Genomic DNA, 26,995 nt, shown 5'->3' with positions numbered 1-26,995 from the left:
GGCACGACCTCATCCTCAGGAGCCGCGCAAGCGGCGTCTCGAAGGATGACGCTATTCGATTCCGGCGATGGCACGGGCGAAGTCGCGCGCAGTGAACGGCGCGAGATCGTCGACGCCTTCGCCGACGCCGATGAAATGCACCGGCAGTTTGAATTTCTCCGCGAGCGCCACCAGGATGCCGCCGCGCGCGGTGCCGTCGAGTTTGGTCATCACGAGGCCGGTGACCCCGGCGGTGCGATGGAACGCCTCGACCTGCGACAGCGCGTTCTGGCCGACAGTAGCATCCAGCACCAGCAGCACGGCATGCGGCGCAGTGTCATCCACCTTGCGGATCACGCGCACGACCTTCTCGAGCTCGTTCATCAGCTCGGCCTTGTTCTGCAGGCGGCCGGCGGTGTCGATCAGGAGCACGTCCATGCCCTGCTCTTTCGCCGCAGTCAGTGCGTTGAAGGCGAGGCTTGCCGAATCCGAGCCTTGCGCGGCGGCGATGACGGGCGTCTTCGTGCGCTCACCCCACACCTTGAGCTGCTCGATGGCGGCGGCGCGAAACGTGTCGCCGGCGGCCAGCATCACCTTGCGGCCTTCCGATGCGAATTTTTGCGAGAGCTTGCCGATGGTGGTGGTCTTGCCGGAGCCGTTGACGCCGACGACGAGGATCACGAAAGGCTTCTTGCCCGCATCGATCACGAGCGGCTTGGCGACCGGCGCCAGCACCTTCTCGACCTCGGTTGCGACGACGTCCTTGACCTCGTCCGCAGAGATTGCCTTGTCGTAGCGGCCGGCGCCGACGGCATCCGCGATCCGCACCGCGACCGAGGTGCCGAGATCGGCGCGCAGCAGCACGTCCTCGATGTCGTCGAGCATGGCGCGGTCGAGCTTGCGCTTGGTGACGAGGTCGGCGACCGCGGTCCCGAGCGAGGACGAGGTGCGCTTCAGCCCGTTGGACAGGCGGCGCCACCAGCTCAGCTTGGGGGTGTCGGAGGTGGTATCGTTCATGGGGGCGTGTTAGCCGTTCCGGCTCGCAAACGAAAGCCTTGACCGAAAGTCTTGCAATTGCTCGATGTTCCCGAATTGACCGCCGATGAAATCCTGGCCCGCGTGCTCCATCGCGACGGGCTGATGCTGATCATCGACAAGCCGGCCGGCCTGCCGGTGCATCGCGGCCCCAAGGGCGGTCCCAATCTGGAGGATTCCTTCGACGCGCTCCGGTTCGGCCTGCCGCGGCCGCCGGTGCTTGCGCACCGGCTGGACAAGGACACCTCCGGTTGCCTCGTGCTCGGGCGCCATCGCAAGGCGACCGCATCGCTCGGGCTGCTGTTCAAGCACGGCAAGATCGGCAAGACCTACTGGACCGTGGTCGAGGGCGGCCCTGCTGAAGATGAAGGCAGCATCGACATGCCGCTTGGCAGGCTCAATGCGGAACGCGGCTGGTGGCAGAAGCCGGACCCGGACGGGCAGAAGGCGATCACCAACTGGAAGGTGATGGGCCGGGGGGACGGTTTCACCTGGCTCGCCATGGAACCGGTGACCGGGCGAACCCATCAATTACGCGTGCATTCGGCCGAGAGCGGATGGCCGATCTTCGGCGATAACATTTACGGCAACGGCCCGCGCTTCGGCGAGCCGAAGCTACACCTGCATTCACGCGAGATCGTGGTGCCGATCTCCCGGAACAAGGAGCCGGTCCGCGTGGTGGCCCCGGCCCCGCCGCATATGCACGAGAAGCTCAGGGCCTGCGGATGGAACGGGAAGTAGCTGTCGTTTACCTCTCCCGCTTGCGGGAGAGGGAGCGCAGCGTCTCCGCGGTGACACCTCGTTCTCATGGCCCCATGGTTTACGAAACGTTCAGTGCTCGCCTCTAATGATCACGGTTGCTTAGAACAAGCTTCCGTCAATCCGCTCAGGACGAGCCGCGCTTCATGCCCAAGGCCGAGCTATCGATCATCGACGAGGTCGAATCCGCACTTCGGATCGGCTCGCCGGAAAAGGGCCTGGAAACGGCGCGCCGCGTCACCGACCTGTTCCTGTCCTCCGCCGGCAGTTTTAGCGACGAGCTGATCGCGCTGTTTGACGACGTGCTCGAGCGCCTGATTCGCACCATCGAGCTGCGCGCGATTGCCGACATGGGCGCACGCGTCGCGCTGGCCGAGATCAGCATGCAGCTCGCACCGATCGCCCAGGCGCCGCCTTCCGTGATCCGCCGCCTCGCCAACAATGACGAGATCCGCATCGCCGGCCCCGTGCTGCAGGAATCAGCGCGCCTCGACGATGGCGAGCTGGTGAAGATCGCCTCCAGCAAAAGCGAGCCGCATCTGCTCGCGGTTGCCGGTCGCTGGTGGCTGAAGGAGATCGTCACCGATGCGCTGCTGGCGCGGCGCTATCCCAGCGTCAGCCGGCGACTTGCCGCCAATCCCGGCGCGCGCGTCTCCGGAAACGGATTTGCCGTCATCGTCGGCCAGGCCGAAAGCGATCCCGAGCTCGCCGTGAGTGTCGGCGTTCGTGTCGACCTGCCTTCGGAGCTGCGCCGCCAATTGCTGCGCTCGGCGACGGATGCGGTGCGCACGCGCCTGCTGTCGCGCGCGCCGCCGCATCTGTTCGAGGAGATCCAGAGCGCGATCGCAGCCGTCACCGTCGGCGTCGAGCGCGAGATGTCGGGCGTTCGCGATTTCGAGGGCGCCAAGCGCGCCATCGCCGGCCTCAAGGCCACCGGCCAGCTCAACGAGGCAACGCTGCTCGGCTTTGCCAGGCAGCGGCGCTATGAAGAGACCGCCGCCGCCCTGGCGGCGTTGTCCGGATCGACGGTCGAGGTGATCCGTCCACTGATGCAGAGCCTGCGCGAAGACGGCCTTCTGGTGCCGTGCAAGGCGGCCCAGCTCAGCTGGGAGACGACAGCCGCCGTGCTCGAAAGCCGCTTTGCGACGGGTGCGATGAAGCCTGCAGACGTGGCGAGGGCGCAGGGGCACTACGCGCGCATGACGGCGGAGAATGCAAGGCGGACGCTCAGGTTCTGGCAGGTAAGGGCGTCGTAGACTCTTCCCCTCTCCCCTTGCGGGAGACGGTGGCTCGCCGCGTAGCGGCGAGACGGGTGAGGGGTCTCTCGCGGCGCGCACCTTCACGCAGTTGAATTCGCGGAAGCAACCCCTCATCGGCGCTTCGCGCCACCTTCTCCCGCAAGGAGAGAAGGAAGAAGGCCCCGGCTTACGTCGTCAACCGCTCGCCATCGCTGCCGGTGATCATGAGGGGCACGATGGTTCCCATCCGCTCGCCCGCAATCGCCACCGGCAGATAGTGCTCCGTGCGGCCCTGAGCCTCACTCTCGATCAACACCTCTCGTGTCGCACCGATCTCGCCTTGCAGCCTCCGCCGCAACGCCGCCTCTCCCGCAGCGCGCAATCGCTTCGCGCGCTCCTTGACGACCGGACCCGCCACCTGCGGCATCCGCGCGGCGGGCGTGCCGGGGCGCGGGGAATAGGGGAAGACGTGCAGGAAGGTCAGGCCGCACTCCTCGACGAGATCGAGCGAGCGCGAGAACATCTCCTCGGTCTCGGTCGGGAAACCCGCGATGATGTCGGCGCCGAAGGCGACATCGGGACGCAGGCGGCGCACCTGGTTGCAGAACGCGATCGCATCCCGCCGCAAGTGCCGCCGCTTCATGCGCTTCAGGATCATGTCGTCGCCTGACTGCAGCGACAGGTGCAGATGCGGCATCAGGCGCACATCGGCCGCAATGGCGTCGAGCAGGTCATGATCGGCCTCGATCGAATCGATCGAGGAGATGCGCAGGCGCTTCAACTCAGGCACATGCCGCAGGATCTGCTTCGTCAGCATGCCGAGCTTGGGCGCGCCGGGCAGGTCCGTGCCATAGCTGGTGAGATCGACGCCGGTCAGCACGATTTCGGCATGGCCGCGCTCGGCCAGGGCGCGCACCTGCTCGACCACGGCGCCCATCGGCACCGAACGCGAATTGCCGCGGCCGAACGGAATGATGCAGAAGCTGCAGCGATGGTCGCAGCCGTTCTGCACCTGCACGAACACGCGCGGCAGGCCGCTGGCAAAACCGTCGATGAGATGCGGCGCCATCTCCTTCACGGCCATGATGTCGCTGACGGCGATCTTCTCGCTCGGGCCGATGTCGAACGCGCTGCGCGTTTCCTGCCACGCTTCGCCGCGCATCTTGTCGTCATTGCCGACGACGCGATCGACCTCGGCCATATCGGCAAACATCTGGCTTTGCGTCTGCGCCGCGCAGCCGGTGACGACGATGCGCGCCGAGGGGCGCTCGCGCTTCAATTTGCGGATCGACTGGCGCGCCTGCGCGACCGCCTCGCTGGTGACGGCGCAGCTGTTGATGACGATGGTGTCGGAAAGCCCCGCGCCCTCGGCTTCGCGCCGGATCACCTCGGCCTCGAAGGCGTTGAGGCGGCAGCCGAAGGTGACGATGTCGACAGGCATTACCCGACCGGCGCGAACAGCGCCGGATCGAAATTGCCCTCATATTCGAAGGTCGCGGTGCCCGTCATCAGCACATGGTCGTCGCGCTCGCGCCATTCGATCCCGAGCTTGCCGCCCGGCAGCGTGATCTCGACCTTGCGCGCGGCGCGCTTGAGGCGTGCGGCCGCAACCGCCGTCGCGCAGGCCGCCGAACCGCAGGCCCGGGTCAGGCCCGCACCGCGCTCCCAGGTGCGGATGGTGATGTGCTCGCGATCGACGATATGGGCCAGCGTGATATTGGCGCGCTCGGGGAAGATCGGATGATTCTCGAGCAGCGGACCGAAACGGCCGAGATCGTAGGCGTCGACGTCGTCGACCCAGAACACCGCGTGCGGATTGCCCATGCTCACCCCGGAGGGCGAATGCAGGATCGGATTGTCGATCGGCCCGATCTGCAATTCGATGTAGCGGGTGTCGCGAAATTCTTCCGCCAGCGGAATGTCCTGCCAGCCGAACTTCGGCGCCCCCATGTCGACGGTGTAGAGATCGGGCGCCGGACCCTGCCATGCGTTGAGCAGGCCGGCGGCGGTCTCGAAGGTCGCCGTGGTTTGCCCGGTCTTCTCGAAGATGCGGCGCACCACGCAGCGCATGCCGTTGCCGCAGGCACCGGCCTCGGAGCCGTCATTGTTGTAGATGCTGATGAAGGCTTCGGTGCCGACGAGCCGCGGCTTCTGCAATACCATGAGCTGGTCATAGGGCACGCCGCCCTGCGCGGACGCCACGGCGCGGGCGTCGTCAGGCGTCACCCTTGCCGCGGAGTCGCGCATGTCGACAACGACGATCTCGTTACCGATGCCGTTCATCTTGGCAAATACGTGATTGGCCAGCGCGCTCATGAAAATTCCCGAATTTCGCCCGTCTTATATGGTGATCCCAGGCGGCTTGGCCAGTGATTTGCCACGACCAGCAGGACATCGGCCATGACGCATCTGTCATGGGACGAATGCGGCGCTCGCGTGTTAGAACGGCGCAGTTCGCGCGGACCGGGACGCGCGGCCGGGTTAAGGCCTTGGTGGGTAAGGTCTTGATGAATTGAGGCCCTGGCGAACCGGGGCCTTGGGAGAATAAAATGACCAGTTTTCGTCGTCTCGCTCTGGCCGCGCTGATCCCGGCAGCGGCCTTGTCGCTTGGCCTGTCAGGCGCTCTGGCGCAGTCCCCGAGCCCGGCGCCCGCTGCCTCGGCAAGCCCCTCGCCGGCCCCATCGGCTTCGCCGGCACCGGCCGCGAGCGCATCGCCCGCCCCTGTTGCTACGCCGTCGCCTGCGGCGAGCGCCTCGCCCGCGCCTGCAGCTTCGCCATCACCCGCAGCCAGCGCGTCGCCCACCCCGCCGCCGGCTGCGGCCGCCACCCCTGCCCCGGTGCAGACCGCCGACCCCTTCGGCCTCGAGACCACGCTCGAGCCGAAGAAGGTCGTGATGGTCAAGGGCACCGCCAATTGGGACTCCGCCTTCGACACGCTGATCGATGCCTTCAAGGCGCTCGACACGCTGCTGGACAAGCAGGGCATCAAGCACGCCGGCAATTCGATGATCGTCTACACCTCGACGGACGACACCGGCTTCACCTTCCTCGCCGAGATCCCGGTCGAACAGGATCCCAAGAACCTGCCCAAGGACGTGAGCATCGGCAAATCGCCGGAGGGCAAGGCGCTGAAATTCGTCCATCGCGGCTCCTACGACAACATGGACAATACCTATGAGGCGATCACCAATCACCTCGACGACAAGAGACTGGAAGCCAAGGACACCTTCATCGAGGAGTACCTCACCGATCCCCTGAAGACGGCCGAGGACAAGCTCGTGATCAATGTTTTCGTGCCGCTGAAGTGAGACTGATGAAAAAGCCTGCAATAATCGCCGCCGTCCTTGCCGCCACGCTGCTGGCCCCACCCGCGCGCGCCGACGATTTTCCCGCCGCGATCTCGGTCAGCGGCGAAGCCTCCGTGTCAGCGGCGCCTGATCTCGCGCAGATCGACGCGGGCGTCGCGAGCGACGCCAAGACGGCGAAGGAAGCCTCCGACGCCAACAACGCCGCGATGGGCAAGGTGTTGCTGGCACTGAAGGGCGCCGGCGTCGCCGAGAAGGACTACCAGACTTCGCGCCTGTCGCTGCAGCCGCAATACGGCCAGAACAAAGCCACCGGCGCCTCGCCCGTAACGGGCTTCCGCGCCTCCAACCGCGTCACGGTGAAGATCCGCGACGTGACCAAGGTGGCAACCATCATCGACACGTTGGTTGCCGCCGGCGCGAACGACATCGGCAACATCTCGTTCGAGGTGACGCAGGCGTCAAAGCTGCTCGACGATGCGCGTGAGCAGGCGGTGGCGGACGCGCGCCGCAAGGCCGAGATCTATGCGAAGGCCACCGGCGTCACGCTGGGCGCGCCGCTAAGCGTGTCCGAAGGCGGCGCTCCGGTGCCGCTGTTCAAGGCACGGATGGCAACAGCGCCGATGGCCGCGCCTGCGGCGGTCGCACCGGGCGAGGAAACGCTGTCGGTGACGGTGAATGTGAGCTGGGCGATCAAGGCGGCGCCGTAAGGCGATTGCTGAGAGCTGCCCGGCAACCACAACTGTCGTCCCGGACAAGCACAAGCGCGCGCTGGTCCGGGACCCATAGCCAGAGGAAGTGGCTGTGCGCGGAGTCGGCAACTCCGAGTCTTCGCCAAACATCTCGCTGTGGCTATGGGTCCCGGGCTCGCGATTTCGTCGCGCCCCCGGGACGACGAGCTGCATGTGCGGCGACAGCGGAGTTAAACCGCGGGCCGTCAAATCTCCACCACCTGTCCGGGCTTCATCGCCACGAATCGCTCCTGCGGAATCTTCGCGGCATCCAGCGCTTCGACCAGGGCTTTGGCCGGCGCGTCGATGGCTTCGTCCGTCAGCTGGAACGTGCCATGGTGATGCCCGAGCGCGGCCTCGGCGCCGCAATCGGCCAGCGCCTTCACCGCATCTTCCGGGTTCATGTGCTGGTCGCGCATGAACCAGCGTGGCTCGTAGGCGCCGATGGGCAGGATCGCGAGACGGAGCTTGCCGTGCTTCTCGGCGACGCGGCGGAAATGCCGGCCGTCGCCATAGCCGGAATCGCAGACCACGTAGATCTTCCCGGCGGGCGTCTCCAATACAAAGCTCGCCCACAGCGCCTTGTTGCGGTCGAACAGGCCGCGCGCGGTCCAGTGCCGGGTCGGCACCAGGTGCACGGCGACGCCTTCGCCGAGCTCGACGCGGTCGTGCCAGTCGAACGCTTCCGCCCTGATCGTGGGATCTGCGCCGCGCATCGTCACGTCGTTGCCGAGGGGGGTGACCACGCGCGGGCCAAAATTCTTGGCGAGGCGCGACAGCGTCGCCATGTCGAGATGATCGTAGTGACCGTGCGAGACCAGCACGACGTCGACCTTCGGCAGCTTCTCGAAGGCGATGCCAGGATCGTTGTGCCGCTTCGGCCCGGCCCATGCGACCGGCGACACCCGCGAGGACCAGACGGGATCGACGAGGATGTTGAGGCCGCCGGCCTGGATCAGCCAGCTGGCGTGGCCGATGAAGGAGAGCCGCACCTTGTCGCCATCGACCCGCTCCGGCGGGGTGTCGGCATGCGGGCTCGGGGCCCAGTCCGGCCAGGCCGCCCGCTGGCGCTTGCCGCTGAACTGCCAGCGTAGCACCTCGCGAAGCGACTTTGGCGGGGCCCCGTCCGGATCGAAGAAGTGCAGGCCGTTGAAATGGTCGGAGGCGGGGCCGTCATAGGTCTTCATGCGGGACATCCAGAGCGAGGGGACGCCGACCAGGGCACCGGCTGCGGCAAGCAGTCCAAAAAGGCGGCGGCGGGTGACCGGCACGGGCGGGCTTCTAGGGATGGTCAGGGTGGTAAGACATCACGGCCTATATGGGACGGGCCGCCAGAAAAGGAACCCGCCGCAAAAAGGGACATAGGTTCAGAGTCTTGCCCTACCAGAGGCATCCCGGCACCCTAACTTTCCTTGACTTTTGGGCGAGAGCGGCGTTTAACCCCGCCACTTTCTCGGAAAGGTTTTCTTTTCGACCCGCCGACCGGTCCTCGAGGCCGGAGGTCAACGCCCGACAGCGCTGTGCGCCCTCGGGCGCAAAGGTGTTTTGGAAGATCGTTTAATCCAAGGAAGTGGTCATCGCCCGACTTGATCGGGCGATCCAGCATCCCAGAGGCGGCTCGGCTGGAACCGAGGTGCCGCGGCGTACTGGATGCCCCGGTCAAGCCGGGGCATGACAGCGGTGAATAACGGAGCGCTTCCCGTCGGGAAGACAGCAGCAGGACAACGGCATTGTTCGACAATCTGTCGGAACGGCTTGGTGGCATTCTCGATCGTCTGACGGGGCGCGGTGCGCTGACCGAAAAGGACGTCGACGCCGCGATGCGCGAAGTGCGCCGCGCGCTGCTGGAGGCCGACGTCGCGCTCGAAGTCGTGCGCAGCTTCACCGAGCGCGTGCGCGAGCAGGCGATCGGCGCCACCGTCGTCAAGTCGGTCACCCCCGGCCAGATGGTGGTCAAGATCGTCCATGACGAGCTGATCAACACGCTCGGCGCCGAAGGCCAGACCATCGACGTCAATGCCGTGCCGCCGGTGCCGATCATGATGGTCGGCCTGCAGGGCTCCGGTAAGACCACCACCACCGCCAAGCTCGCCCGCCGCCTGGTCCAGCGCGACAAGCGCAAGGTGCTGATGGCCTCGCTCGACGTCTATCGCCCGGCGGCGATGGAGCAGCTGGCCGTGCTCGGCCGCGATCTCGACATTCCGACGCTGCCGATCGTCGCGGGCCAGCAGCCGCCGCAGATTGCCAAGCGCGCGCTGGAAGCCGGCAAGCTCGGCGGCTACGACATCGTGCTGCTCGACACCGCCGGCCGCACCACGCTCGACGAAGAGATGATGGCGGAAGCCGCGGCGATCAAAGCCGCCGCCAACCCGCATGAAGTGCTGCTGGTTGCGGACTCGCTCACCGGCCAGGACGCGGTGAATCTCGCGCGCTCGTTCGACCAGCGCGTCGGCCTCACCGGCATCGTGCTGACACGCGTGGACGGCGACGGCCGCGGCGGCGCCGCGCTGTCGATGCGCGCGGTCACGGGGAAGCCGATCAAGCTGATCGGCACCGGCGAAAAGACCGATGCACTGGAGGATTTCCACCCCGACCGTATCGCCGGCCGCATCCTCGGCATGGGCGACGTGGTCTCGCTGGTCGAACGCGCCGCTGCCAATATCGACGCCGAAAAGGCCGCGCGCACCGCCGAGCGCATGCGCAAGGGTCAGTTCGACCTGAACGACATGCGCGAGCAGCTTTTGCAGATGTCCAACATGGGAGGCATCAGCGGCCTGATGGGCATGATGCCCGGCATCTCCAAGATGAAGAACCAGATCGCGGCGGCCGGCATCGACGACAAGATTTTGAAGCGCCAGGTCGCGATCATCGATTCCATGACGCGCGACGAGCGCCGTCATCCTGACCTGCTGAAAGCGAGCCGCAAGAAGCGCATCGCGGCCGGCAGCGGCCAGAGCGTCGAGCACGTCAACAAGCTGCTCAAGATGCACCGGAACATGGCCGACGTGATGAAGGCCATGGGCTCGGGCAAGCGCGGCCCGCTCGCCGGCATCGCGCAGGCGATGGGCTTTGGCGGCGGCATGAAGATGCCGTCACCCGAAGAGATGAAGGCGCTGCAGGAGAAGATGCAGAGCGGCGGCGGACAAGGCCTGCCGAATTTGCCGAAGGATCTGCCGCCCGGCCTTCGCAGCGGCCTGCCCAACCTTCCCGGACTGACCGGGCTGAGCGGCAAGCCGACGCTGCCGGGCCTCGGCGGTTTCCCGGGCAAGAAGAAATGAGGGATTCGTCGCGCGGGATCGCAACCGGTCTCGCGTGACGCGGAACACCAATCAACCGAACAAAACGTCACTTCCGAAGGAGAACTGAATGTCCGTCGTTATCCGCCTTGCCCGTGCAGGCACCAAGAAGCGTCCCGTCTATCACGTCGTCGTCGCCGACTCGCGTTTTCCGCGCGATGGCCGCTTCATCGAGCGTCTCGGCTATTTCAATCCGCTGCTGCCGAAGGACAACGAGACCCGACTCAAGCTTGACATGGAAAAGGTGAAGTCCTGGCTCGCCAAGGGCGCGCAGCCGTCGGACCGCGTGATGCGTTTCCTCGATGCCGCCGGCGTCAAGAAGCGCGAAGCGCGCAACAACCCCGAGAAGGCCGTGCCGCGCAAGGAGCGCAAGGCGCAGGCCGAAGCCGCCAAGGGCTAAGGCTAGATCATGTCGGCGCTGGTCTGCGTCGCGCGGATCGGCGCCGCGCATGGTGTGCGCGGTGCGGTCAAGCTATGGACCTTCACCGAGGATCCGTTTGCCGTCCGCCGCTACGGTCCGCTTCTCGCCAAGGACGGCAAGCGCCAGTTCGAGGTCGCGACGGCGCGCGAGGCGAAAGACCATCTGGTCGCGACGTTCAAGGGCGTCACGACCCGCGATGAGGCCGAGCGCCTCAACGGCATCGAGCTCTACGTCCCGCGCGAAAAACTGCCCGCGACGGACGAGGACGAATATTACCACACCGACCTGATCGGGCTCGCCGCCGTCACTACGGACGGCGAGGCGCTCGGCCGCGTGCTCGCGATCCATAATTTCGGCGCCGGCGACATCATCGAGATCGCACCGCTCAAGGGCGCGACGATGCTGCTGCCGTTCTCGAATGCGGTGGTGCCGGAGGTCGACCTCAAGGGCGGACGCGTGGTGATCGAACTGCCGCAGGAGGTCGTGGGCGACCGGGACGAGGACGATGAGCCCTCCGCAAGTCGCCCCGGCCTGGTGCGCAAGGCGCACGGGGGCCGGGACCCATAACTACAAATCGTGGTTTTGGCTAAGCTGGCAGTTCCAGCCATCGCAAAACGAACTGCGATGGTTATGGGTCCCGGCCTTCGCCGGGACGACGAGAACTGAGATCGAATGACCAACCCCTCACCCTGGCGCGCGACGGTGCTGACGCTGTTTCCGGAGATGTTTCCGGGACCGCTCGGCGTGAGCCTCGCTGGCCGGGCGCTGGCCTCAGGGCTCTGGGAGATCGAGGCGCGGGACATCCGGGCCTCCGCCATCGATCGCCACCGCAGCGTCGACGACACTCCGGCCGGCGGCGGCCCGGGCATGGTGCTGCGGGCGGATGTTCTGGCGGCCGCAATCGATGCAGCCGAGATTGCCCCCGAGCGGCCGCGCCTGCTGATGAGCCCCCGGGGTCGGCCATTGACCCAGGCTCGCGTCACCGAGCTTGCGCAAGGCCCCGGGCCGCTGATCGTCTGCGGACGGTTCGAGGGGATCGACCAGCGGGTGATCGACGCCAGGGGCCTGGAGGAGGTCTCGATCGGCGATTATGTACTCTCGGGGGGCGAAATCGCAGCTCTGGCCCTGATCGACGCCTGCGTCCGGCTGCTGCCGGGGGTGATGGGCAAGGAAGCCTCGGGAACCGAGGAAAGCTTTTCCGACGGCCTGCTCGAATACCCCCAGTACACCCGCCCGCAGCAGTTCGAGGGGGTCCCGATCCCGGAAATCCTGACCTCGGGCGACCATGCTAAGGTTGCAGCTTGGCGGCGGGCGCAATCCGAGGCCCTGACGAAAGCCCGGCGGCCCGATTTATGGGCCCAAATCCCGCCCAAGCCCCCGAATCGGCCCCGTCGCCAAAAAACGCCAAAAAACAAGACAGACGGGTGACAAACGCTCCGGGTTGCCTTATAGGAGCGGCCACATCCGCAATGGCTGGATAGACGAATTTCACGCAGCCCCCGTTTCGAAGGCTGGGCGCGCCGATGGAGATTTACCCATGAACCTGATCCAACAGCTTGAAAAAGAGCAGTTCGAGAAGCTCTCCGCCACCAAGGAGATCCCGGAATTCGCCCCCGGCGACACCGTGATCGTCAACGTGAAGGTCGTCGAAGGCGACCGCACCCGCGTGCAGGCCTATGAGGGCGTCTGCATCGGCCGTTCCGGCGGTGGCCTCAACGAGAGCTTTACCGTCCGCAAGATCTCCTATGGCGAGGGCGTCGAGCGCGTGTTCCCGCTGCTCTCCCCGATGATCGACTCGATCAAGGTCGTGCGCCGCGGCAAGGTGCGTCGTGCCAAGCTCTATTACCTGCGCAACCTTCGCGGCAAGTCGGCCCGCATCGTCGAGAAGCAGGACCGCCAGGCCGCCGTGGGCGAGTAAGCTTCGCCACCAGGCATGTCTTTCCAAAGCGCGGGGCTCGGCTCCGCGCTTTTTTGTTTGGCTCCGCAGTCATTGCGAGGTGCCCTTGCGACGAAGCAATCCAGACTGTCTCCGCGGATGCGTTTCTGGATTGCTTCGCTCCGGTCGCAATGACGAGCTGAAACTCTCGCCCTTTATCTTCCGCGTGCTATATAGCTTCTAGAATGTTTCCAGATCTGACCAGCTTCGCACCCGTCCGGCGCATCGTCATCGACGATCGCTCGCGGCTGCCTGGACGGTTCTTCGGACGCTTCGCGACCTCGGCAACGTCAGAGCTTAGCCGCGCAGCCTAAAAGCTGCGCTGACGATTTTGTTGCCCGCGCGCGAACCGCGCTCATCGCTTTCACACATTGTTCGGAGCTCACGCTCATGTCCAAGCCGACCACCCTGTACGACAAGATCTGGAACGACCATCTGGTGCACGAAGCCGACGACGGCACCTGCCTGCTCTACATCGACCGCCACCTGGTGCACGAGGTCACCTCGCCGCAGGCGTTCGAAGGCCTGCGCGCCACGGGCCGGAAGGTCCACGCGCCCGAGAAGACGCTCGCAGTCGTCGACCACAACGTGCCGACCACCGACCGCACCAAGCCGAATCCCGATCCTGAAAGCATCGAGCAGATCAAGGCGCTGGCCGAGAACGCCAGGGAATTCGGCATCGAATATTACAACGAGTTCGACAAGCGCCAGGGCATCGTCCACGTCATCGGCCCCGAGCAGGGCTTTACGCTGCCCGGCACCACCATCGTCTGCGGTGACAGCCACACCTCGACGCATGGCGCGTTCGGCGCGCTCGCGCACGGCATCGGCACCTCGGAAGTCGAGCATGTGCTGGCGACGCAGACGCTGATCCAGAAGAAGGCCAAGAACATGCGCGTCACCGTCGACGGAAAACTGCCTGACGGTGTGACTGGCAAGGATATTATTTTGGCCATCATCGGCGAGATCGGCACCGCGGGCGGCACCGGCTACGTGCTGGAATATGCGGGCGACGCGATCCGCGCGCTCTCGATGGAGGGCCGCATGACGGTCTGCAACATGTCGATCGAAGGCGGCGCGCGCGCCGGCCTCGTTGCGCCGGACCAGAAGGCCTACGACTTCCTGCGCGACCGGCCGAAGTCGCCGAAGGGCGCGGCCTGGGACGCGGCGATGCGCTATTGGGAGAAGCTGCGCTCCGACGAAGGCGCGCATTTCGACCACGAGCTGCGCCTCGATGCGGCAAAACTGCCGCCGATCGTGACCTGGGGCACCTCGCCTGAGGACGTCATCTCGGTCACCGGCATCGTGCCTGATCCGGACAAGATCGAGGACGAGGCCAAGCGCATCTCCAAGCATCGCGCGCTGAAATACATGGGCCTGACCGCCGGAACGAAGATCACCGACATCAAGCTCGACCGTGTCTTCATCGGCTCCTGCACCAACGGGCGCATCGAGGATCTGCGCGCGGCCGCGAAAATCGCGGAAGGCAAGACCGTTTCAGCGAACGTCAACGCCATGGTGGTGCCGGGCTCCGGCATCGTGAAGGAGCAGGCGGAAGCCGAGGGTCTGGACAAGATATTCATCAAGGCCGGCTTCGAATGGCGCGAGCCGGGCTGCTCGATGTGCCTCGCCATGAACCCGGACAAGCTGAAGCCGGAAGAGCGCTGCGCCTCGACCTCGAACCGCAACTTCGAGGGCCGCCAAGGCTTCAAGGGCCGCACGCATCTGGTGTCGCCGGCGATGGCCGCGGCCGCGGCGATCGCTGGTCACTTCGTCGACGTCAGGGATTGGCGGTAAGCCGGTTCCTGCAATTGTAGCGATCGCGGCAAAGCGCCGTTAAGCGCCTGCAACGATACGGCGTCCTCGCGACGGTTCGCGAGGACGCGAGCGATGGCCAACAAGCCTGAATATGTCGATCTGATCAGCGAAGTCACGCGCCAGCACCGGCGGCGCGCTCAGCCGCTGGCCGCCGGCGATGTTGCGGCAGTGGAAGCTCGAGAATTTGATGCGGTGGAAGTCGGCTTCGTGGAAGCTGAAGGATTGGCTTTAGGCTGCATCAAGACAAAGGGCGCCGTCGCGGCGCCCTTTTCATTTCGATCGTGCTCACCAATAGCGGTACGGATAGTGCCAGCGGTGCCAGCGGCAGATGCGGCGCGGGCCGTAATAGGTCCAGATGATCCGGCAGCGGCGCGGATAGTGATAGTAGGGATAGTAGCCGCCGTAATAATAGCGCCGGTGGAAGTGGCGATAGCCGTAATATGGGCGATAGCCCCAGTGACGGTGATAGCCGCCGTAATGACGGAATCCGCCGTAGCGAATGCCGCCGCCGTGAAAGGCCGGCGCGGCGCGGAAGCCGCCGCCATGAAAGCCGCCACCGTGGAAGCCGCCGAAATGTCCGGCGCCACCGTGGAAGCCACCGCCGCCGTGAAAATGTCCGCCACCACCATGTCCACCGCCGCCGCCATGCCGGACCTGCGTGACGAGATCGTCGGCCGCAGCTTTCGCCGCGGATGCCGTCGCCGGATTGATCAAGGTGAGCGCTTCAGCGCGATCCGCGCTCCCGGCCGACAGCATCAGCGTCGCGGCGGCCGCAATCCCGAGCACGCGCATCGGGCCTGCCCTGAGACCCAAACTCCTCAGCATGGACTCCTCCCTGTATGTGGACAGCGGCATTGTCGCGCAGCATCTCGCGCCGCCGCTGTTCATTTGCAGTCGCTCCCGAGATTAAGTTAGGGACAGCGACGTGAATGCCTCATGAATGAATGAGTCTCCGGACGACGCTGTCGTAGCCCGAGGAATATTCGAGATGACCGTCTACGCGATTGCGCAACTGAAGATGACCGACCGCGCGGCCTACGACCGCTATCAGGCGCGGTTCTTCGACGTGTTCAGGAAGTACAACGGGCGGCTGCTCGCTGCCGATGAACATCCGCGCGTGCTCGAAGGCACCTGGCCGCATGACAAGCTCGTCATGATGTCGTTTCCGGACGAGGCCGCATTCCTCGCCTTCTCGAACTCGCCCGAATACGAAGACATCTCGCGCGACCGCAAGGCGGGCGCGCAGGCGACGGTGCTGCTGGTGAAGGGATTGGTGCCCGGCTAGCGGATCACCAGAACGGCCCGTAGCCGAACACGAAGGGTGCGGGCACGCCGTAAGGATAGGGACGGTAGTAAACCGGCCGCGCGTAATAGCGCGGGTCACGGCGCAGGGCGGGCCGTACGATGTCAGGAGTTCGCGCGTGTCGCCGCGCATCGAAAACCGCGATCCCCGCGGAGGCCTCGGGTATCGCCACCCTGTGTGAAGCGGAAACTCGAGGCAGGCCGGCGGCAAGCGCGACGCAAACGGCGGCCAGTGCAATCCATCTCGCCATGACGATCCTCACGAGGCCACCGCGATGCTCGCTGGCGCGGGCGTCAGCCCCGCCGCCAGTAGCAGTGCATATGCGGCACGATCACGGTGCCGCTCGGCCTGTATTCCTGCACGTAGGTGGCGTTGCACTCGCGGACCGCGTCGGGGCCCGGATTGTAGCGGGGATAGACGCCGTCAGGGGTGTAATAGGGCGTCACCCGCAGGCGCGCCGGAGGCCGCCTGCGCGGCGGGGGGAGGTCATCGGGCGAGGCCGCCTGGGCCAGCCGGATCTCGGGGCCAGCCGTCTGCACTTGAGCATTGGCGCCCGCGCCGACAAGAAAGATCGAAAACAACCCCATGCACAGTAGAACCGGTACCACTGTTCCCGCCCGCATCACACCACCACCGACCTGAGCCAACCCCTTGATGCGCCGTACGCTCCTCGTTTTCGCGCGCGGCGTCAACGCTGCTTCTTGGCCCGATCCTATAAAGCGGGATGCATCGCCGCGGAACCCGCGTTAAGAGAGACCCATGTGGACAAAATTGAAAGCGCCTTCGCTCGCCGAGATGGAAGCGATGGCCCATGATGTGTTCGAGCGCCTGCCGGCAGAATTCCGCAGCCTCTGCGAGGGCGTCATTCTCCGCGTCGACGACTTCCCGACCGAGGAGGTCCTCGACGAGATGGACTGCGAGAGCGAGTTCGACCTGCTCGGCCTGTTCCAGGGCGTCGGCCTGCCGCAGCAAAGCCTCGGCGACGTCGCGCGACTGCCGAACATGGTCTGGCTCTACCGCCGGCCGATCCTGGATTACTGGGCCGAACACGACGAGAGCCTCGGCCACATCGTCCGCCACGTCCTGATCCACGAGATCGGCCACCATTTCGGCCTCTCGGACGCCGATATGGCGGCGATTGAGGCCAAGGCAGACTAGAGCGCGCCTCGGTCGTGGCTTGATCCGGCCAAGCAGACGAGACCTGCCGAATTCGGCCTAGGATTTCTCCCCCGATCGCGATAAATACCCGGTTCCCCCAGACCCACCCGGGAAAGCGCAACCATGGACAAGTTCACCACGCTGGAAGGCGTCGCGGCGCCGCTGAAGATCATCAATGTCGACACCGACATGATCATTCCGAAGCAGTACCTCAAGACCATCAAGCGCACCGGCCTTGGCAAGGGGCTCTTCTCCGAGCAGCGCTACAAGGACGACGGCAGCGAGAACCCGGATTTCGTCCTCAACCAGTCCGCCTATCGCAATGCGAAGGTGCTCGTCGCCGGCGACAATTTCGGCTGCGGCTCGAGCCGCGAGCATGCGCCCTGGGCGCTGCTCGATTTCGGCATCCGCTGCGTGATTTCGACCTCGTTCGGCGACATCTTCTACAACAACTGCTTTAAGAACGGCATTCTGCCGATCCGCGTGTCGCAGGAAGACCTCGACAAGCTGTTCGACGACGCCGAGCGCGGCGCCAACGCGACGCTGACGATCGACCTGCCGAACCAGGAGATCCGCGGCCCCGACGGCGGCAAGGTCAAGTTCGAGATCGACCCGTTCCGCAAGCACTGCCTGATCAACGGCCTCGACGACATCGGTCTCACCATGGAGAAGAAGGCCTCGATCGACAGCTACGAAGACAAGCTCAAGCGCGAGCGCGCCTGGGCCTGATCTTAAGTTTTCGTCCGAGCCCCGGCGTTCCAAGCGCCGGGGCTTTTTCTTTGCCCGGCTTATCTCCTGGTTTGTGCGCATGCTGCCCGAGATCGTCACCTTCTGGCATGGCCCGATGGACGCACTGCGCCAGACCTGTCTGCGCTCGCAGCTCGCGGCCGGTCACAAGGTCACGGTCTACAGCTTCGACCCCATTCCCGGCCTGCCGGCGGGTGTCGCGAATGCCGAGGCAGAGGCGATCCTGCCGCACGCGTTCTCGGAACGGCTGCGGCCGCTGCAGCCGGACGGCAGCTGGCGCGACTGGACCACGCTGCAGTTCAGCGACTTCTTCCGCATGAAGCTGATGGCGAAGGGCCTCGGCCTCTGGCTCGATGCCGACGTGCTGCTCCTGAAGCCCGTCGAGATCGATCCGGCAAAGCCCTACTTCGCCTGGGAGCGGCCACGCCAGCTCGGCAATTCCGTGATCTATCTGCCGCCCGACCATGGCATCGTGCGCGCGTTCGAGGAGCTGATGGAGCAGGAGGAGCTGACGCCGAACTGGCTGTCGCTGCGCCATCGCATCACCTTCATGATGCGCCGCCTGCGCGGTGGCTCGAACAGGCTCTCGGATATTCGTGTTGCCATCTACGGACCCGCGGCGCTCACCGCGCTCGCGCGCCGCACCGGTGAATTGCGGAACGCACTCCCGAAGCAGTCGTTCTACGCCGTGCATGCGCAGCCAAAACTGTTCTTCGATCCCTCCAGCTATCTCGACCTCGTCACCAACCCCGAGATCATCGGCCTGCACATCTCGCCCAAGGGGCGCGGCGGCGAGAAGCCAATTCCGGGCAGCCTTTATGCCTGGGCGGCGGAGAGGTTTGGCTAGCTGCTGTGCCGTAAGCGCTCTCCAGCTTGCACGCTGGGCTGTCACATATGGCCTTTGGAATGGTCGGAGCGCACGCCTCGTCCTTCGAGACGACCGCTCCGCGCCTCCTCAGGATGAGGCTAATCGGCATCGGTGCTTGTCGAAATCGCTGCCGCGCATTCCGTCCTCATCCTGAGGAGCCCGCCCCAAAGGCGGGCGTCTCGAAGGATGGGCCGCCGGGAAACCCGCTCTCAATGCGATAGCTCTACGTTTAGAAAAGGTTGAGCGCTCGCGGCCGCTCTTCCCAATTTGATCCAGCGCAACGCGCTCCTGCACCATTGTGCCTAGTCTGGCTCCAATTGCACGATCCCAACGGAGCCTCGCATGAGCACCGCAAGCAGGCCTTATCCCATCGTTCAGGACCTCATCGAGTCCTTCGCAAACTGGCTGAAGCATCGCCGCGAGATGAACGAGATGCGGCAGCTCGATCACGCCGATTTCGACCGGATCGCGGCCGATCTCAGGATCGCGCCTGATGATCTCGAAGAGCTGGTCCGCAACGGCAAGCATGCTGCCGACGAGCTGCCGAAGATGCTGGAACAGCTCGGCATCAGCGCCGAAGGCCTCGCCCGCGCACAGCCGCTGTTGCTGCGCGACATGGAGCGGGTCTGCTCGCTCTGCAATCACAAGGGAGAGTGCGACCGCGACCTCGCTGGCGGCACCGCCGCGGAGAACTATCACGGCTATTGCGGCAACGCCGCGACGCTGGAATCGCTCGACCGCGCCGACCTCGCGCCGCGCTGACGCGCGTTTGTGCGATGTCGTGGTCACTTTTCGACGATCTCGTAAAGCCGCTCTTTCAACATCCTGTAGTGCTGCGACGAGTAGCCGAATCCTTCAGGTTGCGGTCCGAAGACCCGGCCATCCGCCGCACCGCTGACGGCAGCGTACAGCGGAGCTCCCACCTCGTGCGAACCTCGCCGGGCAGCAGCGGGGCGGTAATAGTATGACTGTTGCGCGGTGAGGATGCAGGAAAGCTCACGGCAATTATCCGTGCTTGATCTCGCCTCTTGGCTCTGTTTGGATCGTTACCGTTCGGGGCAATTCGTATTTCGGATAATCATGGCAAATGAACCAGATGGATCCCGTCGTTCATTGGGTGCTCGTCCAACCGAGGACACCGTGACTGCCCACCGGAAGGGCATCGGGAATCGGCTGTTGGCGGCGCTGCCGCCGGCGGATCTCGGTTTGCTGACGCCCCACTTCCAGAAAGTCTCGTTCGAACCCGATGCCGTCCTGGTGCGATCGGGCGATGAGCTCGACCCGGTCTATTTTCCCCATAGCGGCGCCATCGCCTTCATGCTCGATATGCCGGACGGACAAACGGTCGCGACCACCTTGATGGGACGGGAGGGCGCTTTGGCCTCGTTCTCCGTGCTCGGCCCGTCGCCTTCATCGGTAACTGCGATTGCCCGCATAGCCGGCACTGCATCGGTGATCTCCGCCGCCAAATTTCGCGCTGCCCATGCGCAAAGCGCAGCCATCAGGAATGTCGTGCAGGTCCACGCCCGTGCCGTGCTGTTGCAGCTCCAGCACGTCGCCGCCTGCAACGCGCTGCACCGGGTTGATGGCCGCATGGCGCGGTGGCTCCTGCAGCTTCACGACCGCGTCCCCCAGGACCTGCTTCCGGTGACGCAGGAGGCGCTGTCGCAATTGGTGGGAGTGCGGCGGCCGACCGTTACTCTGACGATGAACAAGCTACGAGAGGCCGGTGCCATCCCGTCCGAGCGGCGCGGGTTTGTCGAGATCCATCGGGCGCGGCTCGAGAGCGTCGCATGCGATTGCTATGCGCTCATGCAGCGCAACATCGATCGGATGTATTGCCAGGAGTTGGCCGCGCCGCAGCCTGCCGATACGCCCTCCCGGGAAACCGCGATGACCGCTTGATCCTCCACTTGGAGGGACAGGAGATTTCCGCCTGGCGCGTAAAGCGCCTCAGCCCTTCCCCATCGCGGCGATCGCATCCGCGATCTCGATCGTGCGCCGCGCCATCTCGGCGTGCAGGCGCTCGACCATCGCACCATCGAGACGGATCGCGCCGCGCGAGGCGTTCTCCGGCAATTCGAACGCGGCGATGATCTTGCGCGCACGCGCGACTTCCTCCTCCGGCGGGGTGAAGATCGCGTTGCAGGCTTCGATCTGCGAGGGATGGATCAGCGTCTTGCCGTCGAAGCCGAGGTCCCGGCCCTGCGCGCATTCGGTGGCGAAGCCGTCGGGATTGGCGATGTCGCTATAGGGACCGTCGAGGATCTCGAGGCCATGGGCGCGCGTCGCCAGGATGCAGTGGGTGATCATCGGGATCATCGCGGCGCGGCCCGGCAGCATTCGGATGCGCGTCTCGCGCGAGATGTCGTTCGGGCCGAACACGAAACCGGAGAGGCGGGTCTTCGGATCGCGCCCGGCGGCGGCCAGCTCCTCGGCGTGCAGCACCGCCTGCGCGGTCTCGATCATGGCCCAGACCTTCACGGTGGGGGCGGCGCCGAGCTCGGCGAGGCGGCGGCCGATGGTATCGAGATCTTCGATGCTTGAAACTTTTGGAACCAGAATCCCATCGGGCGAGGCCTTTGCGGCCATCGCGACGTCATCGGCCCACCAGGGCGTATCGAGACCATTGGTGCGGATCAGGACCTCGCGCCTCCCAAAGCCCTTGGCCGCGATCGCGGCGGCGATCCCGTCGCGGGCCACCGCCTTCGCCTCGGGGGCGACGGAGTCTTCCAGATCGAGGATCAGGCCGTCGGCGGCCAGGTTCCGCGCCTTTTCCAGCGCGCGGGGGTTGGAGCCGGGCATGAACAGGTGGCTGCGGCGCGGGCGGGTCATGCGATCGTTCCTTGCTGTTTCCTCGTCTGTCTTCCGACCGAAGCCGATAGCATCTGGCCTGCCCATTCGAAAGGCTTGTTCGTTCCCGGGCTCTATGGTTAGGCATAGGTCATGATGACATTCCCGAAGCATTTGCTGGAAGGCTACAAGGGCTTCGCCACCCAGCGGCTGCCGACCGAGCAGACCCGCTACCGCGAGCTGTCGCTGAAGGGGCAGTCCCCGGAAGTGATGGTGATCGGCTGCTGCGACAGCCGCGTCTCGCCCGAGGTGATCTTCGACGTCGGCCCGGGCGAATTGTTCGTCGTCCGCAACATCGCCAACCTCGTTCCGGTGTATCAGCCCGACGGCAACGCGCATGGCGTGTCGGCGGCGCTGGAGTATGCCGTGACGGTGCTGAAGGTGAAGCACATCGTGGTGCTCGGCCACGCGCAATGCGGCGGCATCCGCGCCTTCGTCGACAAGATCGAGCCGCTGACGCCGGGCGACTTCATCGGCAAATGGATGCAGATGTTCATCAAGCCCGGCGAGGTGGTCGAGCAGCGCGACCACGAGAGCATGGCGCAATTCGTCGAACGCATCGAGAAGGCCGCGGTGTTCCGCAGCCTGGAAAACCTGATGACCTTCCCGTTCGTGCGCAAGGCCGTGGAGAGCGGCCAATTGCAGACCCACGGCGCCTATTTCGGTGTCGCGGAGGGATCGCTGTTCGTGCTGGACAAGGCGAGCAAGGAATTCAAGAACGCGCGCAGCGTGGCTTAGGATCGCTCGAAGGCGGGCAACTGCCGCCTCAGATGCGATCGTCGTCCCGGCCGAGCGGAGCTCTTGGCAACGCGCAGCGTTGTCCAGAGCGCTGCGCCGATCCGGGACCCATAACCACAGGAAGTTGCTTGGCGAAGACTCGTGGTTGCCAGCCCGCGCAACGGCGCGAGCCTGTCCCGGATCTGCGCGCGCTTTGGCCCGCTTGTCCGGGACGAGGAGAGCAGAGAACGACGGCCTACGCCGCCTTCTTCTTCGCGCTGATCAGCTTGCGGTTGATCAGCACTTCCGCGATCTGGATCGCGTTGAGGGCGGCGCCCTTGCGCAGGTTGTCGGACACGCACCACAGCGCAAGACCGTTCTCCACGGTCGCGTCCTCGCGTATGCGGCTGATATAGGTGGCGTCCTCGCCGGCCGCTTCATAAGGCGTGGCGTAGCCGCCGGGCTCCTGCTTGTCGATGACGAGGCAGCCGGGCGCCTTGCGCAGGATCTCGCGGGCTTCGTCCGCGCTGATCGGATTCTCAAACTCGATGTTGACGGCTTCGGAGTGGCCGACGAACACGGGCACGCGCACGCAGGTCGCGGAGAGCTTGATCTTGGGATCAAGGATCTTCTTGGTCTCCGCCATCATCTTCCACTCTTCCTTGGTGTAGCCGTCCTCCATGAAGACGTCGATGTGGGGGATGACGTTGAAGGCGATGCGCTTGGGGAATTTCTTCGCGACCAGCTCGTCATTGGTGTAGACGGCCTTGGTCTGCGAGAACAGTTCGTCCATCGCGTCCTTGCCGGCGCCGGACACCGACTGATAGGTCGAGACCACGACGCGCTTGATCGTCGCCTTGTCGTGCAGCGGCTTCAGCGCGACCACGAGCTGCGCGGTCGAGCAGTTCGGGTTGGCGATGATGTTCTTCTTCTTGAAGCCTTCGGTCGCGGCCGCGTTCACCTCGGGGACGATCAGCGGCACGTCCGGGTCCATGCGCCAGGCCGAGGAATTGTCGATCACGACCGCGCCGGCGGCGCCGATCTGCGGCGACCATTCCTTGGACACCGAGCCGCCCGCCGACATCAGGCAGATGTCGACGTCGGAGAAATCGTAATGCTCGAGCGCTTTGACCTTCAGGGTGCGGTCGCCATAGGAGACCTCGACGCCGACGCTGCGGCGCGAGGCCAGGGCCACGACCTCGTCCGCCGGGAATTTGCGCTCATCCAGGATGTTGAGCATTTCCCGTCCGACATTGCCGGTCGCGCCGACGACTGCGACTTTGTAACCCATCGTTCACTCTCCGATGAAAAAGCCCGTTCCTGAAGCTGACGCTTAAACAGGAAGAGCAGCGCTTCTATGCGAGAACCGGCCTCAAGACAACGTTGGACCATGCCCGAAGGCCGTGGATGCAGTCGCCAGAGGCCAGAACGGCCGTTAGCCCTACCCAGATCCATCTGACGCTCGCAGCCTTCGCCGACGAGGTGGTCGGCACGGTGGCACGCCTGTTCGCCTATGTGGGGGCGCTGCTGCTGTTTGCCATCCTGGCCCTGGCGGGACTCGGCCAGCTGCCTCCCTTGCGCGACGATGAGCCCGCCCCAAAGCCGGGCTGGAGCGTGGCCGACCGCTCGCATCCGGCCTTCGTCCTCAGCAGGCTCGATTCAGCTGAGAAAACAGTCTCTTATACGATCCTCCGGCATCCGGAAGGAGGCCGCAAGGACGTGATGCGCTGGCCAGGCGAGGCGGACAAGCCGGCGGCCCAGCTCGAGATCTACCGCGAGGGCGGCGAATTCGACGTGGCCCGCCCGGCGGCAGCCGACCTCGCCGTCCAGATGGGTTTGGCTGCGGACACCCCGCTCGAGCAGGCCGGCCTGATCGACACCAAATTCGGCCCCGTTGCCCTGTTCCGGCCGAGCGGCACGGCGACGGCGGCCTGCCTCGGCTACCTCAAGCGCAGCGAGGAGCCGGCGCTGCAGATCTCCGGCTTCTCCTGCCACGGCGATACCCTGCCCGCCCAGCGCGCCGCGATCGCCTGCACGCTGAACCGGCTGACGCTGCTCACCTCCGGCAACGAGCCGAAGCTGGCGGAATTGTTCGCCCATGCCGAGCTGAAGCGCCGGGGTTGCGAGTCCCAAGGGGCGTCGCGGGGCGCGCCGGACTGGCTGCTCGGCGCCGCGAATGCGCAATTGCGCGGGGCGCTTTGACCGGCATCAAGCTCAAGTGGCTGGTTTGCATGCGACTTTTGCCGGCGGGCACGATTATTCCGCGCTGGTGTGACCCAATAGACCTAGTTGCAACCACCCCGGCCGGGCTAGTATGGGGCGAAATCGACTGGCGGCATGCCGCCTGAAGGGGACGTGATGAGCTCGAATATTTCTGCCGCGAACAAACTGGCGATCTGGCTTGCGGCGGGGGCCGTGGTTGCGATCGCCTTCGCGACGCCGGCTGCGGCCGACACCAAGACCAAGCGCTATGACGAGCGCGGCCGGCCCTATTACGGCCCGAGCGGCCCCAACGCGGTCTTTCAACAGGGCCGCACCCGCATCTATGTCAGCAAGCGCTCCTGGCTCGACGGCGGCACCGAGGTCAATCCTGGCGACCGCAAGTTCACCGACTACGCTTTCCCGCCGGCGGTCGGCTATCCGTCCTTCGGCCGCGAAAACCTCAACCGCCCGATCGATCGCCAGCCGCTCTCGACCCCGGCCGATGTCGGCGGCTATCCGCAGAATTTCCCGCTGTACTGAGCGGGCGTCACCATCGAATCAAAAGGCCGGGCTCACGCCCGGCCTTTTTGTTCGAGAGGATGCCGCATGCACTCCTGCCTCTCCGTCGTCTTTGCGAGCGCAGCGGCGCAATCCAGAATCTCTCCGCGGAAGGATTCTGGGTTGCTTAGTCGCCCGCGCAAAATTGCTGCGCAATTTTGGCGCGGGCTCCTCGCAATGACGGCCGAGGCCAGGCGTCACGCATTCGCCGCCGGGTCATAACGCCGGCAAAACTCCTCGATCGCCTCGGAGCGGAAATCGGCGAGGCGCTCGAAGATGAGCGCATCCGGCCAATCCCACCAGGCGATGCGGCGCAGGCTCTCCGCAACGGCATCGGGAAAGCGCTTGCGGATGGGACGCGCGGGGACGCCGCCGACGATCGTGTAGGGCTCGACATCGCGGCTGACGACCGCGCCCGCGGCGATCACGGCGCCGTCGCCGACCTTCACGCCCGGCAGAAGGATGGCGGCGTGGCCGATCCAGACGTCATTGCCGACGATGACGCGATCGCCGCGGCGGCCTGCGAAGAAGTCGCGATCACGCGTGGCGCTCGCCTGGTAATATTCGGGGACATAGGTGAAGCGATGCTGGGACGGGCGGCCCATCGGATGATTGGGCGCCCCGATCCGCACCGAATTGGCGATCGCCGTGAACTTGCCGATGGCGGCATCGGCGACGTCGCAATTTTCGCCGAGATAGGAGTAGTCGCCGAGCGAGGCATATTCGATTCGGGTGTTGGCGAGGACCTCGCAGCGCCGCCCGATCTGCGCCTCGCGCCGGCGCACCGTTTCATGGATGATGGTTTCCGCGATCTTGGGGCGGGGTGAATCCATGAAGGAGCTCCGATGAAGTCGTAGCCCGGGTGAGCGTAGCGACACCCGGGAACACTGCAGGCAAGGTCCCGGATGTCGCTTCGCTCATCCGGGCTACGATAGCGGTGCCCGCCTTACGCGTGCAGCTTCTGCAATTCCTGCAGGATCGCTTCGCCCATCTGCGTGGTGGAGGCGGCCGTGGTGCCTTCCGACTTGATGTCGGCGGTGCGCAGGCCGCTCGCCAGCACGGCGGCGATCGCGGCGTCGACCTTGTCGGCGAGATCGCCCATGTCGAAGGAATAGCGCAGCGCCATGCCGAAGGACGAGATCATCGCGATCGGGTTGGCGAGGCCCTTGCCGGCAATGTCAGGGGCCGAGCCGTGCACGGGCTCGTACAGCGCCTTGCGCTTCTTGGTCTTAACGTCCAGTTCGCCGAGCGAGGCCGACGGCAGCATGCCGAGCGAACCGGTCAGCATCGCGGCAATGTCGGACAGCATGTCGCCGAACAGATTGTCGGTGACGATGACGTCGAACTGCTTCGGCCACTTCACCAGCATCATGCCGCCGGAATCGGCGAGCTGATGCTCGAGCGTGACGTCGGGATATTCGCGCTTGTGGACCTGGGTCATGACCTCGTTCCAGAGCACGCCCGACTTCATGACATTGCGCTTCTCCATCGACGTCACCTTGTTCTTGCGCTTCCTGGCAAGCTCGAAGGCGACGCGGCCGATGCGCTCGATCTCATAGGTGTCGTAGACCTGGGTATCGATGGCGCGCTTCTGGCCGTTGCCGAGATCGGTGATGGTCTTGGGCTCGCCGAAATAGACGCCGCCGGTGAGCTCGCGCACGATGACGATGTCGAGGCCCTCGACCGCCTCGCGCTTCAGGCTGGAGGCATCCGCCAGCGCCGGGTAGCACACGGCCGGACGGAGGTTGGCGAACAGGGCGAGATCCTTGCGCAGGCGCAAGAGGCCGGCTTCCGGGCGCACCTCGTAAGGCACCGCATCCCATTTCGGGCCGCCGACCGCGCCGAAGATCACCGCGTCGGCGTCCTTGGCCTTGGCCATATCGCCCTCGGAGATCGACACCCTGTGGGCGTCATAGGCGGAGCCGCCGACGAGGCCGGTGTCGGTCTCGAATTTGGCGATCCCGGCCGAATTCAGCCAATCGATCAGCCGCTTCACCTCGCCCATCACCTCCGGGCCGATACCGTCGCCGGGGAGCAGCAGCAATTTGTGGGTCGCCATGGTCGTTTCCTT

Annotated in this window: 30 protein-coding genes; 19 read left to right on the top strand and 11 right to left on the bottom strand. The window is 65.3% G+C overall.

What is annotated here, in order from left to right:
• Window positions 1-51: 51 nt before the first annotated feature.
• Window positions 52-996, bottom strand: coding sequence for a signal recognition particle-docking protein FtsY (gene ftsY, locus ACRQ5Q_RS01835; protein WP_439395764.1), 945 nt, complete (start codon window positions 994-996; stop codon window positions 52-54).
• Window positions 997-1,053: 57 nt separating this feature from the next.
• On the opposite strand from ftsY, the gene ACRQ5Q_RS01830 reads away from it, so the two are divergent.
• Entirely contained in the window at window positions 1,054-1,755 is a 702-nt protein-coding gene (locus tag ACRQ5Q_RS01830; protein WP_439395762.1) for an RluA family pseudouridine synthase, read from the top strand.
• A 164-nt stretch (window positions 1,756-1,919) separates the two neighbouring features.
• On the top strand, window positions 1,920-3,029 hold the full coding sequence (locus ACRQ5Q_RS01825; RefSeq protein WP_439372222.1) for a DUF2336 domain-containing protein: 1,110 nt from the start codon (window positions 1,920-1,922) through the stop codon (window positions 3,027-3,029).
• Between the two features lie 169 nt (window positions 3,030-3,198).
• Here ACRQ5Q_RS01825 and mtaB read toward each other — a convergent pair whose 3' ends face one another.
• On the bottom strand, window positions 3,199-4,452 hold the full coding sequence (mtaB, locus tag ACRQ5Q_RS01820; RefSeq protein WP_439395761.1) for a tRNA (N(6)-L-threonylcarbamoyladenosine(37)-C(2))-methylthiotransferase MtaB: 1,254 nt from the start codon (window positions 4,450-4,452) through the stop codon (window positions 3,199-3,201).
• Window positions 4,452-5,327: a diaminopimelate epimerase gene (dapF, locus tag ACRQ5Q_RS01815; RefSeq protein WP_439395759.1), complete on the bottom strand. Its 876-nt coding sequence runs from the start codon at window positions 5,325-5,327 to the stop codon at window positions 4,452-4,454. The genes mtaB and dapF overlap by 1 nt, the downstream gene beginning before the upstream one ends.
• A 233-nt stretch (window positions 5,328-5,560) precedes the next feature.
• On the opposite strand from dapF, the gene ACRQ5Q_RS01810 reads away from it, so the two are divergent.
• On the top strand, window positions 5,561-6,319 hold the full coding sequence (locus ACRQ5Q_RS01810; protein ID WP_439395757.1) for a GyrI-like domain-containing protein: 759 nt from the start codon (window positions 5,561-5,563) through the stop codon (window positions 6,317-6,319).
• A 5-nt stretch (window positions 6,320-6,324) separates the two neighbouring features.
• The gene (locus ACRQ5Q_RS01805) at window positions 6,325-7,026 is read left to right on the top strand and encodes an SIMPL domain-containing protein (RefSeq protein WP_439395755.1); all 702 of its coding nucleotides are present in this window, start codon (window positions 6,325-6,327) and stop codon (window positions 7,024-7,026) included.
• Window positions 7,027-7,253: 227 nt separating this feature from the next.
• Here ACRQ5Q_RS01805 and ACRQ5Q_RS01800 read toward each other — a convergent pair whose 3' ends face one another.
• A complete protein-coding gene (locus ACRQ5Q_RS01800) occupies window positions 7,254-8,318 on the bottom strand; it encodes an MBL fold metallo-hydrolase (protein ID WP_439395753.1) in 1,065 nt (354 codons plus the stop codon).
• Window positions 8,319-8,777: 459 nt separating this feature from the next.
• Here ACRQ5Q_RS01800 and ffh point away from each other — a divergent pair, with 459 nt between their 5' ends.
• The 6 genes from ffh (at window position 8,778) to leuC (ending at window position 14,497) form a co-directional block, all read left to right on the top strand.
• Complete coding sequence (ffh, locus tag ACRQ5Q_RS01795) at window positions 8,778-10,325, top strand: signal recognition particle protein (RefSeq protein WP_439395751.1); 1,548 nt, start codon at window positions 8,778-8,780, stop codon at window positions 10,323-10,325.
• A gap of 88 nt (window positions 10,326-10,413) precedes the next feature.
• On the top strand, window positions 10,414-10,743 hold the full coding sequence (gene rpsP / locus ACRQ5Q_RS01790) for a 30S ribosomal protein S16 (RefSeq protein WP_439395749.1): 330 nt from the start codon (window positions 10,414-10,416) through the stop codon (window positions 10,741-10,743).
• Window positions 10,744-10,752: 9 nt separating this feature from the next.
• Window positions 10,753-11,331 carry a ribosome maturation factor RimM gene (gene rimM / locus ACRQ5Q_RS01785; RefSeq protein ID WP_439395748.1) on the top strand — a complete coding sequence of 193 codons (579 nt, stop codon included), beginning with the start codon at window positions 10,753-10,755 and terminating at the stop codon, window positions 11,329-11,331.
• Window positions 11,332-11,436: 105 nt separating this feature from the next.
• Window positions 11,437-12,192, top strand: a complete 756-nt coding sequence (gene trmD / locus ACRQ5Q_RS01780; protein WP_439395746.1) for a tRNA (guanosine(37)-N1)-methyltransferase TrmD — start codon at window positions 11,437-11,439, stop codon at window positions 12,190-12,192.
• A gap of 109 nt (window positions 12,193-12,301) precedes the next feature.
• Entirely contained in the window at window positions 12,302-12,682 is a 381-nt protein-coding gene (gene rplS / locus ACRQ5Q_RS01775) for a 50S ribosomal protein L19 (protein WP_018643929.1), read from the top strand.
• Window positions 12,683-13,090: 408 nt separating this feature from the next.
• Window positions 13,091-14,497, top strand: coding sequence for a 3-isopropylmalate dehydratase large subunit (leuC, locus tag ACRQ5Q_RS01770; protein ID WP_439372232.1), 1,407 nt, complete (start codon window positions 13,091-13,093; stop codon window positions 14,495-14,497).
• Window positions 14,498-14,803: 306 nt separating this feature from the next.
• Here the strand turns inward: leuC and ACRQ5Q_RS01765 are convergent, their stop codons facing one another.
• Window positions 14,804-15,343, bottom strand: a complete 540-nt coding sequence (locus tag ACRQ5Q_RS01765; RefSeq protein WP_439395744.1) for a hypothetical protein — start codon at window positions 15,341-15,343, stop codon at window positions 14,804-14,806.
• A 163-nt stretch (window positions 15,344-15,506) separates the two neighbouring features.
• Here ACRQ5Q_RS01765 and ACRQ5Q_RS01760 point away from each other — a divergent pair, with 163 nt between their 5' ends.
• Complete coding sequence (locus tag ACRQ5Q_RS01760; RefSeq protein WP_439372234.1) at window positions 15,507-15,803, top strand: DUF1330 domain-containing protein; 297 nt, start codon at window positions 15,507-15,509, stop codon at window positions 15,801-15,803.
• A gap of 4 nt (window positions 15,804-15,807) precedes the next feature.
• Here ACRQ5Q_RS01760 and ACRQ5Q_RS01755 read toward each other — a convergent pair whose 3' ends face one another.
• Both ACRQ5Q_RS01755 and ACRQ5Q_RS01750 read right to left on the bottom strand, forming a co-directional pair.
• Complete coding sequence (locus tag ACRQ5Q_RS01755) at window positions 15,808-16,071, bottom strand: hypothetical protein (RefSeq protein ID WP_439372235.1); 264 nt, start codon at window positions 16,069-16,071, stop codon at window positions 15,808-15,810.
• 43 nt (window positions 16,072-16,114) lie between these two features.
• Window positions 16,115-16,408 carry a hypothetical protein gene (locus ACRQ5Q_RS01750; protein ID WP_439375768.1) on the bottom strand — a complete coding sequence of 98 codons (294 nt, stop codon included), beginning with the start codon at window positions 16,406-16,408 and terminating at the stop codon, window positions 16,115-16,117.
• 172 nt (window positions 16,409-16,580) lie between these two features.
• Between ACRQ5Q_RS01750 and ACRQ5Q_RS01745 the strand changes: the two genes are divergently transcribed.
• The 5 genes from ACRQ5Q_RS01745 (at window position 16,581) to ACRQ5Q_RS01725 (ending at window position 20,499) form a co-directional block, all read left to right on the top strand.
• Window positions 16,581-16,979: a metallopeptidase family protein gene (locus tag ACRQ5Q_RS01745; RefSeq protein WP_439372236.1), complete on the top strand. Its 399-nt coding sequence runs from the start codon at window positions 16,581-16,583 to the stop codon at window positions 16,977-16,979.
• A 123-nt stretch (window positions 16,980-17,102) separates the two neighbouring features.
• Window positions 17,103-17,708 carry a 3-isopropylmalate dehydratase small subunit gene (gene leuD, locus ACRQ5Q_RS01740; RefSeq protein WP_439372237.1) on the top strand — a complete coding sequence of 202 codons (606 nt, stop codon included), beginning with the start codon at window positions 17,103-17,105 and terminating at the stop codon, window positions 17,706-17,708.
• A gap of 79 nt (window positions 17,709-17,787) precedes the next feature.
• Window positions 17,788-18,573: a hypothetical protein gene (locus ACRQ5Q_RS01735; RefSeq protein WP_439395742.1), complete on the top strand. Its 786-nt coding sequence runs from the start codon at window positions 17,788-17,790 to the stop codon at window positions 18,571-18,573.
• A 363-nt stretch (window positions 18,574-18,936) separates the two neighbouring features.
• Window positions 18,937-19,356 carry a hypothetical protein gene (locus ACRQ5Q_RS01730; RefSeq protein WP_439395740.1) on the top strand — a complete coding sequence of 140 codons (420 nt, stop codon included), beginning with the start codon at window positions 18,937-18,939 and terminating at the stop codon, window positions 19,354-19,356.
• A gap of 378 nt (window positions 19,357-19,734) precedes the next feature.
• Entirely contained in the window at window positions 19,735-20,499 is a 765-nt protein-coding gene (locus ACRQ5Q_RS01725; protein WP_439375769.1) for a Crp/Fnr family transcriptional regulator, read from the top strand.
• A gap of 48 nt (window positions 20,500-20,547) precedes the next feature.
• On the opposite strand, the gene ACRQ5Q_RS01720 is transcribed toward ACRQ5Q_RS01725, so the two are convergent.
• Window positions 20,548-21,429, bottom strand: a complete 882-nt coding sequence (locus ACRQ5Q_RS01720) for an HpcH/HpaI aldolase/citrate lyase family protein (protein ID WP_439372240.1) — start codon at window positions 21,427-21,429, stop codon at window positions 20,548-20,550.
• 111 nt (window positions 21,430-21,540) lie between these two features.
• On the opposite strand from ACRQ5Q_RS01720, the gene ACRQ5Q_RS01715 reads away from it, so the two are divergent.
• Window positions 21,541-22,185, top strand: a complete 645-nt coding sequence (locus ACRQ5Q_RS01715) for a carbonic anhydrase (RefSeq protein ID WP_439395738.1) — start codon at window positions 21,541-21,543, stop codon at window positions 22,183-22,185.
• 235 nt (window positions 22,186-22,420) lie between these two features.
• Here ACRQ5Q_RS01715 and ACRQ5Q_RS01710 read toward each other — a convergent pair whose 3' ends face one another.
• Window positions 22,421-23,455, bottom strand: coding sequence for an aspartate-semialdehyde dehydrogenase (locus ACRQ5Q_RS01710; protein WP_212287415.1), 1,035 nt, complete (start codon window positions 23,453-23,455; stop codon window positions 22,421-22,423).
• Between the two features lie 116 nt (window positions 23,456-23,571).
• Here ACRQ5Q_RS01710 and ACRQ5Q_RS01705 point away from each other — a divergent pair, with 116 nt between their 5' ends.
• Both ACRQ5Q_RS01705 and ACRQ5Q_RS01700 read left to right on the top strand, forming a co-directional pair.
• Entirely contained in the window at window positions 23,572-24,366 is a 795-nt protein-coding gene (locus ACRQ5Q_RS01705; RefSeq protein ID WP_439395736.1) for a hypothetical protein, read from the top strand.
• Between the two features lie 156 nt (window positions 24,367-24,522).
• Entirely contained in the window at window positions 24,523-24,906 is a 384-nt protein-coding gene (locus ACRQ5Q_RS01700) for a hypothetical protein (RefSeq protein ID WP_439372246.1), read from the top strand.
• Between the two features lie 215 nt (window positions 24,907-25,121).
• On the opposite strand, the gene ACRQ5Q_RS01695 is transcribed toward ACRQ5Q_RS01700, so the two are convergent.
• Both ACRQ5Q_RS01695 and leuB read right to left on the bottom strand, forming a co-directional pair.
• Window positions 25,122-25,757 carry a DapH/DapD/GlmU-related protein gene (locus ACRQ5Q_RS01695; RefSeq protein WP_439395734.1) on the bottom strand — a complete coding sequence of 212 codons (636 nt, stop codon included), beginning with the start codon at window positions 25,755-25,757 and terminating at the stop codon, window positions 25,122-25,124.
• Between the two features lie 113 nt (window positions 25,758-25,870).
• Complete coding sequence (leuB, locus tag ACRQ5Q_RS01690) at window positions 25,871-26,983, bottom strand: 3-isopropylmalate dehydrogenase (protein WP_439372248.1); 1,113 nt, start codon at window positions 26,981-26,983, stop codon at window positions 25,871-25,873.
• Window positions 26,984-26,995: the final 12 nt, after the last annotated feature.

This window comes from Bradyrhizobium sp. PMVTL-01, from assembly GCF_051861855.1.
Classification (GTDB): Bacteria; Pseudomonadota; Alphaproteobacteria; order Rhizobiales; family Xanthobacteraceae; genus Bradyrhizobium.
The sequence above is the reverse complement of the archived record's forward strand: the minus strand, read 5'-3'. Positions and strand labels throughout refer to the sequence as shown.